Genomic DNA, 14,626 nt, shown 5'->3' with positions numbered 1-14,626 from the left:
CGGATCAGGAGACGGCGGATCAGTTGTTCAGTGCGGCGGTGGCATCGCGGCCCGGTGCCGGCACGGCCTGCGGCTGCATTGCCACGGCCTTGGCCTGCACCGGCATGCCCGGCATGAAGACCTTCTGCACGCCGTCGATGATCACCTTGTCTCCTGCCGCCAGGCCGTGCTCGACGATACGCAGGCCTTCAGCGGTGCGGCCAAGCTGGATGTCGCGGCGCTGGGCCTTGCCATCCTTGTCGACAACGTACACATACTTGCGGTCCTGGTCGGTCAGCACGGCCTTGTCATCGATCAGCAGCGCCTGGAACTGGCCGCTGCCAAGCAGCTGCACGCGGGCGAACAGGCCCGGCGTGAACTGGCGATCGGCGTTGTCCAGCAGCGCACGGACGCGGATGGTCCCGGTACTGCGGGCCACCTGGTTGTCGAGGAAGTCGACCTTGCCGGTGTGCGGGTAGCCTTCTTCACCGGACAGGCCGACCTTCACCGGCAGCGCGCTGTCACGCTCGCTCGGGCGCTCGCCCTTGCGTGCCATCTGGGCGTAGCGCAGGAAGGTGCTTTCGTCAGCATCGAAGTAGACGAACACCGTGTCCAGCGAGACCAGCGTGGTCAGCACGCTGGCGCTGTCGCCGGCGGTGACCAGGTTGCCGGCGGTGACCATCGCGCGGCCGGCACGGCCGTCGATCGGTGCCCGTACCTTGGTGAACTCAAGATTGAGGCGGGCTGCATCCAATGCTGCCTGCGCGGCCTGCACGGCGGCGCCGGACTGGTCGGCAGCCGCACGGCGCTGCTCGGCGGTCTCGGTGGAGATCGCCTGCTGCTCGGACAGCCGCTTGGCGCGCTCGGACTCGCTGCGGGCCAGCGTGGCCTGGGTACGGGCGCGGGCCAGTTCGGCGGCCGCCCGATCGTACTCGGCCTGGTAACTGCGCGCGTCGATGGTGAAGAGCACTTCGCCCTTCTTCACTTCCTGGCCTTCGACGTAGTTGACCTTGTCGATGTAACCGGACACGCGCGGACGCAGTTCAACGCTCTGCACCGCTTCGACGCGGCCACTGAACTCGTCCCACTGGCTGACCTGCTTGACCAGTACCGGCGCGGCGCTGACCTGCGGCGGCGGCGGTGCACCGGCTTCTTCGGCATGGCCGCCGCTGCAGGCTGCAAGCACGGCCGCGGCGAGGATCGACACGCCGGCCATCGCAATGCGATGTCCGAAACGATGTGGGGTGGTATTGGGGGAAGTCATGGCATGCATCCGTACGGAGGGGTGGTACAGCGATATGGGAACGTGTTGCAAAAATCGGCGGCGAATACTGCGACCTCAACCATGGTCGAGGTCAAGCGATGCCTGCGGTGTCGCGCCACAGCGGAGGAACTTCCAGGTGCAGCAGGCCACGCGGCAATTCGGCATCGCTGCTGTCGCAGCGGACGATGGCGCGGTTGTCGCGGCACCCATCAAGCAGGGAGACCACACGACGACCGACCAGCAGCGAGCTGGGCCACTCGATGCAGGCATTGGCCGCGTTGGCCGGGGTACACACCGGGCTGCAGACTTCCAGCATCTGCGCGCGCACGCCCAGCGCCTGCGCTTCCTGGTGCACCACCTGCGCGTACATGCGCAGTGCGGCGGTGGTGATCGAGGTCTCGCCGTAGCCCGCCCAGGGCTTGGCGTTGGCCGGGCTGCCGATCATCACGTAGCGGCGCGCATGCACGTTGTCCTGCAACAGCGGCAGCAGGTGGCGCACGGCGTGCACGTGCGGCATCAGGTCGGCCTGCATCGCGCCCAGCAGCTCATCGCCGTTGCGGTCGATCACCCGGCCGCGACGGTAGGGGCCACCCATTGCCGCGATCACCGCCGCCAGCGGACGCGGGCGCTGCGCGATGCGCTCGGCCAACGCGCGTGCCGAGCCGTCGTCGCTGAGCGAGCCCAGCAGCGTCTCCAGTCCGGGCTCATCCGCGAACTGCTCGTGCAGCGCGGCCAGCCGGCCCGGATCGCGGCCAACCACCAGCACCGGGCTGCCGGCTTCCAGCAACGCGCCGACCACGCCCTGGCCGACGGCACCGGTACCGCCAAGGACCAGGACTTCGGGCGTCAGTATCCCATTCACGGGACATTTCCTCCAAATCCGGGATAGTCCCAATTCGACGCAGGCGGTCGCCCTTGTGCGGGACCAGGCGGATGGCACCGCCACGCTGCTGACGCATGGGCGCGGTAAACTCACGAAAGTCCTTGTGTACCAAGGAACTCGGACGGGCTTCGACGGTCATCGCCAGGTCCAGGGTGTTCTGGCCGGCGTTCCGGAGTCGGGCAAGAATGTTGCGCAGGCTCATGGCGGACGGGCTCCAATTAACGAATGGCGCCACGATAGACCTCAAACCTTTACTTGATTAGTCCTGATTAAGGGGAATAATCATCCGCTCCCGGTCCAATCGTTCTGTCACGATTGTCCCATCCCCGACGTCCAGGATCCCCGACCATGTCCCACGATCTCAACGAGACGCTGATCTTCGTCAAAGTGGTCGAGCAAGGCAGCTTCATTGCCGCTGCCAAATCGCTCGGCCTGCCCAAGACCACGGTCAGCCGCAAAGTGCAGGAGCTGGAAACGCGCCTGGGCGCGCGCCTGCTGCACCGGACCACGCGCCGCCTCGGCCTGACCGAAGCCGGTTCGATCTACCACGAACATTGCCAGCGCATCGCACGCGAGCTTGAAGAGGCCGAAAGCGCGGTGAGCCAGCTGCAGTCCGGCCCGCGCGGCTGGCTGCGCTTCACTGTGCCCTACTCGATCGGCATCACCTGGATTGCGCCACTGCTGGGCCAGTTCCATGCGCAGTATCCAGAGATCCGCCTGGACATGCACATGGGCAACGAGAAGCTGGACCTGATCGCCGGTGAAGCGGACCTGGCGCTGCGCGTGGGTGCCCTGCCCGATTCCAATCTGGTCGCGCGCAAGCTGGGCAGCCTGCGCACGCAGGTGTTCGCCAGCCCGGCCTACATTGAGCGCTATGGCGAACCGCTGCATCCGGAAGAGCTGCAGTTCCATCGCATCCTGGCGATGCGCAAGCCGTACCACACCGGCAATTCGCCGCGCTTCACCTGGCAGCTGGGCGAGAACGGCGGCGAGCTGCGCGATTTCCCGGTCACCCCGCTGATGACCGCCAACGACATGTCTGCGTTGAATGGTGCATTGGTCTGTGGCGAAGGCCTGCTGCTGACCGGTGATGTGATGGCCAAGCCGTTCGTCGAATCGGGCATGGTGCGCCGCGTGCTGGCCGGCTGGACCGGCCCGGAAGTGGACTTCAATGCCGTGTTCGCCGGCGGCCGCCTGGTCTCGCCGAAGGTGCGTGCGTTTGTCGACTTCCTGGTCGAGAAGCTCAACTTCGATGCCAACTACATGCTGGCGCAGTGCCCCGGCGCGAAGCTGGCACAGCAGCAGAAGGCACAGGAAGATGCCGCGCTGGAAAGCAGTGGCAAGCGGATCCTGGAGAAGGTGGCCGCTTCGGCGGCGTAACCTGCAACAAGAGCGCCTACCCATCTCCTGGTAGATGCCGACCTTGGTCGGCATGGTTTACAGAGGGAGTCGAGCCCGGCTCGACTCTACATGCGCTGTCGGTGTGCCGAGCAACGCTCGGCACCCAAAAAATGCCGCCTGCAAGGGCGGCATTTTCGCTCCGGCCGATGGCCGGACCGGCTCAAGCAGTAACGCTACGCGTTATTGCTTGAGCGGAATCACGCGAATTTCGACGCGGCGGTTCTTGGCGCGGCCGGCATCGGTGCTGTTGTCGGCAATCGGGTACGCCTTGCCGGCGCCCAGCGTTTCGATACGCACGCTCTGCACGCCCTGGCCGATCAGGTACTGCGCGACCGAGTCGGCGCGTTCCTTCGACAGGCGATTGTTGACTGCGTCGCTGCCGATGCTGTCGGTGTGGCCAACCACCTCGATCATGGTCTGGTTGTACTCACGCAGCGTACCGGCCACGCCGTTGAGCGAGCCATAGAACTGCGGCTTCAGGGTCGCCTTGCCGAAGTCGAAGGTGATGCCGTCCGGCAGGTTCAGCATGATGTTGTCGCCCTGGCGCTGCACATCGATGCCGGTGTTGGCGGTGCGCTCGCGCAGTGCACGTTCCTGGCGATCCTGGTACTGGCCGACGGCGGCACCGCTGAGTGCGCCGATACCGGCACCGATCAGCGCGTGCTGGCGCCGCTCGGTAGCACTGTCGCCGGTCAGCAGGCCGGCCGCCACGCCGATGGCCGTACCGATCAGCGCGTTGCGGCCGGTCCGGTTCTGCTGTTCGGTCGGGTTGCCGTACTGGTCACTCTGCACATAGGAGCCGCCGGTGGCGCAGGCCGACAGGACGGCCGCACTCATCAGGGCCAGTGCGACGTTGCGGGTGGTGTTGCGGATCATGAGGTTCTCCTTGGTTTCCGGTCGGCCGGCGGCTTGCGGGCGCAGAGAGGATAAACAGCCGAATGCGATGTCGGGATGATGATCCGGTGCGCCGACAGGGCCGCGTTCAGCTAACTGACCGGATCGCTCGGGTCACCCTTTACCCCGCCCCCGACTGGCGGTATGCCGCCAGCGCAGCGTCGCGGCCCTCAGCCAGGTCCACCATCGGCGTGCGTGGATAGTCAGGCGCGTGTGCTGCCAGGAGCAGGGGATGCTGCCACGGCGCAAACCGCGCCTTCACCGGCAGTGCCGCCAGCTCGGGCACCCAGCGGCTGATGTAGCGGGCCTGCGGATCGAACTTCTCGGCCTGGGTGACCGGGTTGAACACCCGGAAGTACGGCGCGGCATCGGCGCCGGTCCCGGCCACCCATTGCCAGCCCATCGTGTTGTTGGCCAGGTCGGCATCGACGAGGGTGTCCCAGAACCAGCGCGCGCCATGCAGCCAGTGCGCGCGAAGGTGCTTGCACAGGTAGCTGGCCACGATCATCCGCACCCGGTTATGCATGTAGCCGGTGTGCCACAGCTCGCGCAGTCCGGCATCAACGATCGGCACGCCGGTGTTGCCGCGCTGCCAGTCGTGCAGTTGCGCTGCAGTCGGTGCCGCCCAGGCGAAGCGGTCGAAACGCGGATTGAGGTTGTCCGTGGGCGTCTTCGGAAAGTGATGCAACAGGTGGTAGGCGAAATCACGCCAGCCCAGTTGCCGCAGATAGCCGTCGATGTCGGCATCGGTGCCGGCACTGCGCAGTCTTTCCAGCGCATGCGCGATGCGCCACGGTGCGATCTCACCGAAATGCAGGTGCGGCGACATCCGCGAGGTGCCCACGCGGTCGGGCAGGTCTCGCTGCTCGCGGTAACCGCGCAAGGCGCCGTCCTCGAACACCGACAGCGCCTCCAGCGCACCGGCTTCACCCGGCTGCCAGTACTCCCAGAAGCCGGTATCCCAATCCAGCGTCGGTGCAAGCTGGAGATCATCAAGTGCGAGGCTGCCGACCGCGTGCGGCGTCAGTGCCTCCGGTGCGGCCTGCAGTGCCGGCAGGCGCCAATGACTGAGCACGTTGCGCCAGTACGGCGTGAACACCTTGTACGGCTGTCCCTGCTGGGTGGCGATGTCCCAGGGCTCGAACAACAGGCTGCCATTGCAGCTCTGCGCGTCGACGCCCTGCTCGCGCAGCGTGCGCTTGATGGTAGCGTCGCGAGGCTGGGTGGCCGGCTCGTACTTGCGGTTCCAGTACACCGCCTCGGCGCCGGTCTGCTCGATCAGCAACTGCAGGGCCGGCAGGCTGTCACCACTGCGCAGCACCAGCGACGAGCCGCGCGTGCGCAGGTCGGCATCCAGTGCGGCCAGTGAGCGATGACGCCAGGCATCGGACGCCGCGCCGGGCGCCCATTCGCCTTCCTCGTGCGGCGCGTGGATGTACACCGGCACCACATGGTGACAGGCGTCCAGCGCGGCCTGCAGGGCCGGATTGTCCTGCAGCCGCAGATCACGGCGGAACCATACCAACGCTACCGACACATGCACCGCCTTCGTTGTGGAAGGCGCACATGATAGCCAGCGGTGGTGAAGGCGATGCGCGCAGACGCCGTCTGCTAGGCTGCACGGCCGCTGCCCGATGGACTCTGACATGGATGATCTTCACGCCTCATTCGCCCGCTTCGGGCTGCTGCATGCCCAGCACGAGAGCGACTGGCAGGGCCCGTTCCCGCTGCCCCCGGTACTGGCACGCTTCTACGCGCAGGTCGGGCCGCTGGGCGAAGTGATCAATGCCCGGGTAGGCACCGCCGGCATCACCGTTCCCGGCCTTGATGTCTGGATACCGCCGCTGCAACGCCTGTGGAGCCATCAGGCCGGCTATCGATGGCATGGCATCAGCGGCGAACGGATCAACGACTGGCCCTCGAACTGGCTGGTGATTGCCGATCGCAGCGCTGATCCGCTCATCCTCGATCTGGACGACGGCCGTGTGCTGTTCAGCCATCACGGTGCCGGCCTGCTGGATGCCGTCGAAATGACTGCCGACGTGCCGACCCTGATGGCAGCTCTGGCTGCAGCAGGCACGGTGTACCTCGACGCCGGCGATGACCTCTACAACGACGATGACGATGGCGGCATCCGCCCTGAACACCAGGACGCAGCCGTACAGGTGGTGGCCCGGGTACTGGGCGACCGCCTGCAGGCCGAATCGTTCATCGAGACGTTGCTGGACTGAATCCACGCATGGCGCGGATCTACCTTTCGAAGCGCTTCATCGCTTCGCTGATCAGCGCCCGCGCCTCGGCGGCGTTGCCCCAACCGTTGAGCTGCACCGGGTTGCGCCCGGCCGGCAGGTCCTTGTAGACCCGGAAGAACGCTTCGATGCGCTCTCTTTCGATCTCCGGCAGATCGGCCAGGTCGCGGATGTTGGCGTAGGTCGGGTCAACCTTGTCGGTCGGCACGCCGATGATCTTCTCGTCGTGCTCGCCGCCGTCGATCATCTTCAGGTAGCCGATCGGCCGGAAGCGTACGATCACGCCCGGATGCAGGGGTTCACGGGTCAGCACCAGCGCGTCCAGCGGATCGTTGTCGCCAGCCAACGTGCGCGGCATCGAACCGTAGTTGGCCGGATAGGCGACCGGCATCGACTGGAAGCGGTCCACATGCACCAGGCCGTCTTCCTTGATCTCGTACTTGGTCACGCTGCCGGCGGGAATCTCCACCGCCAGATTCACCTCCCGCGGGGCTTCCCTTGGTTGGGCCACCAGGAACGGATGCAGCACGGTATCGGCAGCGGTCACCGCTGTCGCGAGCAGGAGCAGGGCCCCGCCGATGGCAGCCATGGGGACAAGACGGCGTACGGTTTTCATCTGGATCTCCTCATTCCCAGCAGCGATCGGCGCGACCCTTGGCGGTCTGCGCACGCGGGCAGTCGCGCGGTGCGATGCGGCCTTCGGTCAGCTCCATGCGCTGTTTCCCCCCTTGGCATCGCGGCGCAGTTCGAAGGCATCGTAGAGACGGCCGGTCACGGTGCGTGCTTCATAGCGCAGGCGCTGCGGGTCGATGTTCAACACCTGGAACAACTGGGTGTCTTCGGCCACCGGATCCATCGTCTTTCGTGCCTCGTCGGAGAGACGGTACTGCTTCGGCCCCGCCACGGTTACCACGTACTGCGGCGTTGCGGCCTGCCCCTCGCCACGGCGGCCATAGGTGTGGTCGTGGCCCTGCAGCACCAGATCGACGTTGTGGCGGCGTACCACCGGCAACAGCACCTCACGCAGCGCGGCGTTCTCGCGCCCTTCGCGCGGCGAGTAGAACGGCTGGTGCAGCAACACGATGGTCCACGGCTGCGGATTGCCGGTCAGCACCTTGTCCAGCCATTGCGCCTGTGCCTTGGCGGTGCCAAGGTCGAGTGCCGAAGTGCCATCGACCACCGCCACGCGCACGCCCTGCGCATCGAACCAGTAGCTGCTCTGCTGCGCAGCGCTGGCACCATTGCCCGGCAACGCGAACGTGACCGGCCAGTGGCGGCCCAGCACCCGGCGCTCCTGCGGGGTGTCCTCGAATTCCTCGAAGTACTCGTGATTGCCTATGGCCGGCGCCACCAGCATTTCCTGCGCCAGCCAGCCGACGGCGGCAAACCATTCGCCCCACTCGCTGTCATCCATGTTGTCGCCGCCGCTGACCAGGTCGCCGGCAAACAGGCTCATGCGTGCCTGCGGTGCGGCCTTCTGCGCGGCACGCACCACGCGGCTGACATGGCTGACGTTCTTGTTCTGGGTATCGCCGAAGTACAGCAGGGTCAGCGGCTGGTCGGCGGCAGCCAGCGTGCGCAGCTGGTTCCATGCACTCCAACTGCCGTTGCCCTGCACACGGTAGACGTACTGGGTATCCGGCTGCAGGCCATCGATATCTGCACGATGGTGGTGCGACAGGCCGTTCTCGGTCTGCAGCGCGCGGGTCGTCGCACGAACCTGGCGGATGCCTTCGATGGCCGGCGAATCTGCGGCCATTGCGATCTCCAGCAGCGGCGCCTGCACGCTGCCATCGGTGCGCCAGGCCACTGCGAACCCATGGCTGGAATCGGCCACCGGCGAGGCGACGATGCGGTCCGGCACCGTCGTCGCTGCGTAGTGGAGGCTACCTGCCGGCACCTGGGTATTCGGTTCGGCCGCCGCGAACGACAGCGACGGCAGCGCCAGCAGCAGACCCAGGGCCAACGTGCGCATCACGCGCTGCCGGCTCATGCGCCACACTCCAGCGGCAACGCCAGTTGCTTGGCGATGCTCTCCCAGTCGAACGCTACCACGCCCTGGTCGTCATGCACGGCATAAAGCGCACCGTGCGGGAAGCGCGTGCTGGCTTGCTGCATCATCCAGATGCCATCGGTGTTGGCCACGGTATTGCCCTGGAACGCGCCGACCGGCTTCAGCGTGTGCCGGTCGAACAGATGGAACACGCTGCGCTGCTTGCCCTGTTCGGTGGTGATCCACCAGCCATCCTTGCCGCAGGTGCGCAGGGCCACGCCTTCGGCCTGTGCCTTGAACACGTCGCGGCCGAAGGTGGTGCCGGTGAAGCGGCCCGCGAGGGTGTAGACCTTGAACTCGCTGGCGTAGCTCTCGTCCTCTTCGGCGATCAGCAGGCGGTCGTTCTCGGGATCGCCCCAGATCGACTCGACCACGCGCAGCGCACCAGTCTCGGTGGTATCGCCGATGCTGGCCACCAGCTTCGCGTCGACCTTCTCACCATTGCGGGTCACGTGATACTGGCGCACGCGCTTGTCCAGCTCGGCCAGCGGCGGCAGGATGTCGCGCCCCTGTGCATCCTCGCCGTTGTCCCAGGAGTCGGTGACGTAGACGCTGTAGCCATCGGCACGGCGGTCGACCCACAGCCCGTAAGGCTTGCGCAGGTCGTCCGCCGCGAACGTCGCCAGCGGCGCGAAGTCCGGCAGGCGCAGTACCTGCACGCGGTGATTGTCGCGCTCCACGATCCACAGCAGGTCGTCGGTCACCGCGATGCCGTTTGGGCGGTCGAACTGCCCCGGTGCGGTGCCGCTGCTGCCGACGTCACGCAGGTGCTGGCCGGTGCTGCCGTCGTAGACCACCAGCTTGTCGGTGGCCTTGGCAGTGGCGATCAGCCACAGTACGCCGTCCGGCGCGCGCCAGGCCGCCGGCGAGTCGATGTTGTCGGCCGGGGTCATCGGTGACAGGAACGCTTCGGCGATGGTGGCTACCTTGCGCTCGCCCCTGGCGGCCGGCGAGGCCGCTCCCGCAACCGGATCGTTGCCGGTGGCCGGCGTGCAGCCGGCGACCAGCGTAGCCGCCAGCGCGGCGGCCAGGACAGTGACGCCACGCCCCATCACAGCGCCACCTTCAGGCCCAGCGCATAGGTGCGGCCGTACTCTTCCAGCTGCAGGGTGCGCGAACGGGTGCCCTGGTACAGCTCCAACGGCTTGTCCAGCAGGTTCTGCGCCTCGAAGTACACGCTCACGCGCGGGGTGAACTTGTAGTCAAGCGAGAAATCGAGCTGGGTGTTGGGTGCCACGTAGATGTCGAATGCGCGCCCCTTGCCGATGCTGTCCAGGTACTCGCTGCGGTACACGGCCGCCAGGCGCGTGCTTACACCGTACTTTTCATAGCCGATGTGTGCGCTGTAGACATGCTTGGAAGCGCGCGGCAGCGTGAAGTCCTCGCCCGCACGGTCCTTGATGCCGGCATCGAACTTCGTATCCAGCCAGGTGCCACTGGCGCCGACCAGCAGGCCATCCAGGCCGTCCGGCAGGAAGGCCAGCTGCTGCTGCCAGTTGAACTCCGCACCACGCACGGTGGCCTTGCGACCATTGATCGGCTGCGTCACATCGAATCCACCGTAGGCCGGATCATTGGTGCGCACGGTTTCGACGATGTAGCCATCGATCGACTTGTGGAACAGGCCCAGCGAAACGATGCCGCTGCTGCCGATGTACTTCTCCACCGACAGGTCGATGTTCTTCGACTCGTACGGATCCAGTTCCGGGTTACCCAGGCGCACTTCCTCGTCACCACGGCTGTAACCCACGCGCGGCGAGACGTCGCCGAAGGACGGGCGCGATACGGTCTTGTTGGCCGAGGCGCGCAGCACCCAGTCATCAGCCGCGTCATAGCGCAGGTGCAGGCCCGGCAGCACGTTGGTGTAGCTGCTGTTGGCCACGCGCGGGGTGACGGTGAAGCTGCGGCCGTTGGCGGCCACGTCCACCTGGTTGCCAATCGCCTTGAAGCGGGTGTTCTCCACGCGCACGCCGCCGATGAGGCGCAGCGCGCCCACGTCCCAGGTACCCATGGCGTAGCTGGCGAAGATGTCTTCGCTGGCCACGTAATCCTCTTCCAGCGACGTCATCGCATTGCCGCCGACGTCCTGCGGGCGGGCGCTGTACTGGCTGCCATTGGCCGCCCAGAAGGCACGCATCGCCGCCGAATCCATGCCGTCGCCGAAGTTGCCGTGGCGATGTTCGGGCGAGGAGGTGGTCCAGCCCGCCAGCGCCACCTTCGGGCCGACGCGTAGTTCGCGCTCTTCCACATTCACGTCGCGGTCGCGCCAGCGGCCCAGCAGACCGAACTTGATGCTGCTGCTGTCGCCGTCGAAGCGCACGTTGACCTGCGCGCTGTGCTCCTTGTCGTTCACCTGCTTGGGCGATAGCACGAAGCGGTCGAACGCGTAATTGCTGTTGTCCAGCCACTGCGGGTTGTCGAAGCTGTAGCTGGGCAGCCGGCTGCTCTGGTCCAGGCTGCCGTTGAACGCCTTGCCGTTGAGCTTGAAACGCGCCTCCATCTCGTCGTTCACGCGCTCTTCGGTACGGGTGTAGCCGATCCGGTAATCAACCACGGCGTTGGTCAACTTGTGCTCGCCGCCCAGGCTGGCCGCGAAGGTGTTTTCCTTCTTGGTGCGGTAGCGCATGCGCTTGTCGATCGAGTCCTTCGGCATGCCATCCAGGCGGTACTGGTCGGTGCCGGTCTTGACCATCTTCGCGTCGTCGAAGTTGAAGATCACGCGCTGGCGGGTCTCCGCATCGTCGAACTGGCTGTACAGCGTGCGCAGGTAGTACCTGCTGTCTTCGTCCGGCCGCCAGTCGAGGTTGAGGTTGGCGCCGATGCGCTTGCGCTCGATCTCGTACTTGCGGTGTTGCAGGTTGATCGCGGTCACGTCACCGGGGCGGCATCGTCCTCGCCGTCGTACTCCACTTCGGTGTTGTCCGACTCGAACCGGCGCTTCTGGTAGTTCACGCCCAGCGCCACGCCGAAGGTGTCGTTGAACACTTCGCTGTAGTTGAAGGCCGCCTTCGGGCTGGTCTCGCCGGACAGCTGCTGGTGGCTGCCCTCGATCTTGCCACGCAGGCTGCGACCGTCGCGGTCGAAGGCCGAGGCCGATTCCACCAGCACGGCACCGCCGATGGCATCACCGGGCATGTCCGGGGTCGGCGACTTCACCACGCGCAGGCGTTCGGTGGAATCGGACGGGATCACGTCCAGCGGCGCGGCACGGCTGGAATCCTCCGGCGTGCCCACGGCGATGCCATCCACGCTGACGCTGTTGAGATTGGCGTCCAGGCCACGGATGACCACGAAACGGCCCTCGCCCTGGTCACGGGTCACGCTGATGCCCGGCAGGCGCTGCAGCGACTCGGCCACGTTCTTGTCCGGGTACTGGCCCAGGGCATCGGAGGACACCGCGTCTTCGATGGCGTCGCTGCCGCGCTTGAGGTCGACCGCGCGGATCTGCGATTCGAGCTGGGCGCGCACCTCGATACGGTCCAGGTCGACCGCGTCGGCCGCCACGGCGCCGGTGGCGGCTACCGCCTGCTGCCCGGCGGCCTGCAGCGGGGCGGCAGCCCCCATCGCCAGGGTCAGGGTGATGGCAACGGCCAACGGAGTCTTGATATGCACTGGGAATCCCCATTCCTGTTAAGAATGGGTCTGCACGGTATGTCCGCAAGGTTGCATGGCCGTGACATGCCTCTGCACATTTCATGTACAGCGGCCCCGGGCCCGGTTTGGGCTTCGCCCCGCCAATCCGGCAAAATGGCGGCCTCTCTCCCTATTCCCCTTCCCGACCATGAAGATCGTCGAAGTGCGCCACCCGCTGGTGCAGCACAAGATCGGCCTGATGCGCAACGCTGCGCTCAGCACCAAGGATTTCCGCGAACTGGCCAACGAGCTGGGTACGCTGCTGGCCTACGAGGCCACCGCCGACCTGGATACCGAGCCGCACACCCTGGCCGGCTGGGCCGGCCCGGTGACGGTGCAGCGCATTGCCGGCGCCAAGATCACCGTGGTGCCGATCCTGCGTGCCGGCCTGGGCATGCTCAGCGGCGTGCTGTCGCTGATTCCGGCCGCCCGTGTCAGCGTGGTCGGCCTGCAGCGCGATGAAGAAACCCTGCAGCCGGTACCCTACTTCGAGCGCCTGACCGGCCGCCTGGAAGAGCGCGACGCACTGATCCTCGACCCGATGCTGGCCACCGGCGGCACGCTGATCGCCACCATCGACATGCTCAAGCGCGCCGGCGCCCGTCGCATCAAGGGCATCTTCCTGGTGGCCGCGCCCGAAGGCATCGAAGCAGTGAAGGCCGTGCATCCGGACGTGGAAATCTACACTGCGGCCATCGATGCCCAGCTCAACGACAAGGGCTACATCCTGCCCGGACTGGGCGACGCGGGTGACCGCATCTTCGGCACCCGCGTCGGCTGATCCGGCGAACCGTGGTCGGATCCCTCTCCGCAGGAGAGGGCTCTGACCCGACAACCGTTCGCCGGCCCGCTTCGCCGCGTCACGTGAACGCCCGTGGACGCGGGTGTGGCCGACGCGTGATTCTTCACGTGGCCTTACCGGTCGGAAGCGAATGCTCCGCGCACCCGCCACCGCTTGGAGCTCCCGATGAAAGCCTCTTTCCTGCTGGCCGCTGTCCTGCTGGTCGGCCTGCCCTTGACTGCCAATGCCACCACCCCGCAGCAGCAGCGCATGGCCGAATGCTCGGCCAAGAACAAGGGCTTGAAGGGGGATGCCTACAAGACCGCGCAGAGCTCCTGCCTCAGCGGTCATGCCGTCGAAACCAAGCCGGTCAATACGCAGCAGGAACGCATGCGCAAATGCAACGCTGACGCAGGCGCGAAGAAGCTGGCCGGCGATGCGCGCAAGACCTTCATGAGCAGCTGCCTGAAGGCGTCGTAACGACGAGTGATGTGGAGCCGAGCCCACGCTCGGCTCTGCCATTAACCCAGGGCGCGCGCCTTCAGCTCGCCCTGTTCGTGCAGGGTCACGAAACGTCCCTTGTCATCACGGCCCAGCTGCGCCAGCGCCACCTGCGGGTCGTGGGTGAAGAACAGCCGCACGTTGCGCGCCAGCTTGTCTTCAAGGAACTGCCGTTTCTCGTCGATCAGCAATTCGGCATTGCGGTCATAGCCCATGGTGATCGGCACGTGCACCCATGAACGACCTGGGATGAGGTCGGCACAGAACACCACGCCACCATGCGCATCTTCACCGGCATGCGCGTGGCCAACGATCTCGGCCAGCATCAGCCCCGGCGTATGCCCATCGCTGTAGCTGAAGCGCACGCTGCGGCCGAGCGCCTTCGAGTACTCCCCTCCACTACTTCCAGGCGGCCACTGGCCTGCAGCAGGCCGGGCAGCTCAGGAATGAAACTGGCCCGATCGCGCGGGTGTGGCCGCACGGCGCGCTGCCAATGCTGCGCACCAACCACATAGGTTGCGTTGGGGAACAGCAGTTCGGGCTCACGCCCTTCGCTCCATGCGGCAAGCAGGCCACCGGCATGATCGAAGTGCAGGTGGCTGAGCACCACCGCGTCGATGTCCTCGTGCTCGAAACCCGCTTCGCGCAGTGAATCGATCAGCACGTGCTGGCTTTCCTGCACGCCATAACGCTCGCGCATGCGCGGGTCGAAGAACGCACCGATACCGGTTTCAAACAGTACTGTCTTGCCTTCCAGCGGACTGGCAAGCAGCGCACGGCAGGCCAGCTCGATGCGATTGAGCTCGTCCGGAGCCGCCCATTTTTCCCACAACGCACGCGGCGCGTTGCCGAACATCGCGCCGCCGTCCAGGCGCTGCGAGTTTCCACGAATAGACCAGAGTTTCATGCGTCGATTATCGGCGCCGGACTGTTAAATAATCGCTAGAAAGGAAACAGGAAACCCCGCCGGTTGGCGGGGTCCTGGTGA

The 14,626-nt window shown here is 66.1% G+C and carries 10 protein-coding genes and 3 pseudogenes; 4 read left to right on the top strand and 9 right to left on the bottom strand.

Translation table 11 applies throughout. The features are described from left to right. Positions 1-19: 19 nt before the first annotated feature. Both DL544_RS08310 and DL544_RS08305 read right to left on the bottom strand, forming a co-directional pair. Positions 20-1,243 carry an efflux RND transporter periplasmic adaptor subunit gene (locus DL544_RS08310; protein ID WP_032954097.1) on the bottom strand — a complete coding sequence of 408 codons (1,224 nt, stop codon included), beginning with the start codon at positions 1,241-1,243 and terminating at the stop codon, positions 20-22. A gap of 91 nt (positions 1,244-1,334) precedes the next feature. Then, entirely contained in the window at positions 1,335-2,105 is a 771-nt protein-coding gene (locus DL544_RS08305) for an SDR family NAD(P)-dependent oxidoreductase (RefSeq protein WP_053499154.1), read from the bottom strand. A 369-nt stretch (positions 2,106-2,474) separates the two neighbouring features. Between DL544_RS08305 and DL544_RS08295 the strand changes: the two genes are divergently transcribed. Continuing rightward, complete coding sequence (locus DL544_RS08295) at positions 2,475-3,506, top strand: LysR family transcriptional regulator (protein ID WP_005416157.1); 1,032 nt, start codon at positions 2,475-2,477, stop codon at positions 3,504-3,506. 201 nt (positions 3,507-3,707) lie between these two features. Here the strand turns inward: DL544_RS08295 and DL544_RS08290 are convergent, their stop codons facing one another. Together DL544_RS08290 and DL544_RS08285 are read right to left on the bottom strand one after the other, a co-directional pair. Next, on the bottom strand, positions 3,708-4,403 hold the full coding sequence (locus DL544_RS08290; RefSeq protein ID WP_005416156.1) for a YiaD family glycine zipper/OmpA-like lipoprotein: 696 nt from the start codon (positions 4,401-4,403) through the stop codon (positions 3,708-3,710). A 139-nt stretch (positions 4,404-4,542) separates the two neighbouring features. Next, complete coding sequence (locus DL544_RS08285; RefSeq protein ID WP_065185201.1) at positions 4,543-5,958, bottom strand: cryptochrome/photolyase family protein; 1,416 nt, start codon at positions 5,956-5,958, stop codon at positions 4,543-4,545. 109 nt (positions 5,959-6,067) lie between these two features. Here DL544_RS08285 and DL544_RS08280 point away from each other — a divergent pair, with 109 nt between their 5' ends. Next, a complete protein-coding gene (locus DL544_RS08280; protein WP_065179490.1) occupies positions 6,068-6,652 on the top strand; it encodes a hypothetical protein in 585 nt (194 codons plus the stop codon). A 19-nt stretch (positions 6,653-6,671) separates the two neighbouring features. Here the strand turns inward: DL544_RS08280 and DL544_RS08275 are convergent, their stop codons facing one another. From DL544_RS08275 to DL544_RS08260, 4 genes and pseudogenes are all read right to left on the bottom strand, one after another. After that, positions 6,672-7,286 (bottom strand): inorganic diphosphatase, encoded by a 615-nt coding sequence (locus DL544_RS08275; protein WP_065179491.1) that lies wholly within the window; start codon positions 7,284-7,286, stop codon positions 6,672-6,674. 10 nt (positions 7,287-7,296) lie between these two features. Next, a pseudogene (locus tag DL544_RS08270) lies at positions 7,297-8,645 on the bottom strand (purple acid phosphatase family protein). A gap of 14 nt (positions 8,646-8,659) precedes the next feature. Continuing rightward, positions 8,660-9,775, bottom strand: a complete 1,116-nt coding sequence (locus DL544_RS08265) for an NHL repeat-containing protein (RefSeq protein WP_139726978.1) — start codon at positions 9,773-9,775, stop codon at positions 8,660-8,662. Next, positions 9,775-12,287 (bottom strand): annotated as a pseudogene (locus DL544_RS08260) (TonB-dependent receptor). Before DL544_RS08260 ends, DL544_RS08265 begins: the two are co-directional and overlap by 1 nt. Positions 12,288-12,504: 217 nt before the next feature. Between DL544_RS08260 and upp the strand changes: the two are divergent. Together upp and DL544_RS08250 are read left to right on the top strand one after the other, a co-directional pair. Beyond that, complete coding sequence (gene upp, locus DL544_RS08255; protein WP_005416149.1) at positions 12,505-13,137, top strand: uracil phosphoribosyltransferase; 633 nt, start codon at positions 12,505-12,507, stop codon at positions 13,135-13,137. A 186-nt stretch (positions 13,138-13,323) separates the two neighbouring features. Next, positions 13,324-13,617 carry a PsiF family protein gene (locus tag DL544_RS08250; RefSeq protein WP_139726977.1) on the top strand — a complete coding sequence of 98 codons (294 nt, stop codon included), beginning with the start codon at positions 13,324-13,326 and terminating at the stop codon, positions 13,615-13,617. 41 nt (positions 13,618-13,658) lie between these two features. Here DL544_RS08250 and DL544_RS08245 read toward each other — a convergent pair. Then, positions 13,659-14,545: pseudogene (locus DL544_RS08245) on the bottom strand (MBL fold metallo-hydrolase). Between the last annotated feature and the right edge of the window lie 81 nt (positions 14,546-14,626).

Origin of the sequence: Stenotrophomonas sp. pho, from assembly GCF_006228405.1 — a bacterium.
Classification (GTDB): domain Bacteria; phylum Pseudomonadota; class Gammaproteobacteria; order Xanthomonadales; family Xanthomonadaceae; genus Stenotrophomonas; species Stenotrophomonas sepilia.
The sequence above is the reverse complement of the archived record's forward strand: the minus strand, read 5'-3'. Positions and strand labels throughout refer to the sequence as shown.

Bases quoted from the DNA above. Each gene is read 5' to 3' on its own strand.
- DL544_RS08310 (WP_032954097.1), bottom strand. From the start codon at position 1,243: ATGACTTCCCCCAATACCACCCCACATCGTTTCGGACATCGCATTGCG.
- DL544_RS08295 (WP_005416157.1), top strand. From the start codon at position 2,475: ATGTCCCACGATCTCAACGAGACGCTGATCTTCGTCAAAGTGGTCGAG.
- DL544_RS08290 (WP_005416156.1), bottom strand. From the start codon at position 4,403: ATGATCCGCAACACCACCCGCAACGTCGCACTGGCCCTGATGAGTGCG.
- DL544_RS08280 (WP_065179490.1), top strand. From the start codon at position 6,068: ATGGATGATCTTCACGCCTCATTCGCCCGCTTCGGGCTGCTGCATGCC.
- DL544_RS08275 (WP_065179491.1), bottom strand. From the start codon at position 7,286: ATGAAAACCGTACGCCGTCTTGTCCCCATGGCTGCCATCGGCGGGGCC.
- DL544_RS08265 (WP_139726978.1), bottom strand. From the start codon at position 9,775: ATGGGGCGTGGCGTCACTGTCCTGGCCGCCGCGCTGGCGGCTACGCTG.
- upp (WP_005416149.1), top strand. From the start codon at position 12,505: ATGAAGATCGTCGAAGTGCGCCACCCGCTGGTGCAGCACAAGATCGGC.
- DL544_RS08250 (WP_139726977.1), top strand. From the start codon at position 13,324: ATGAAAGCCTCTTTCCTGCTGGCCGCTGTCCTGCTGGTCGGCCTGCCC.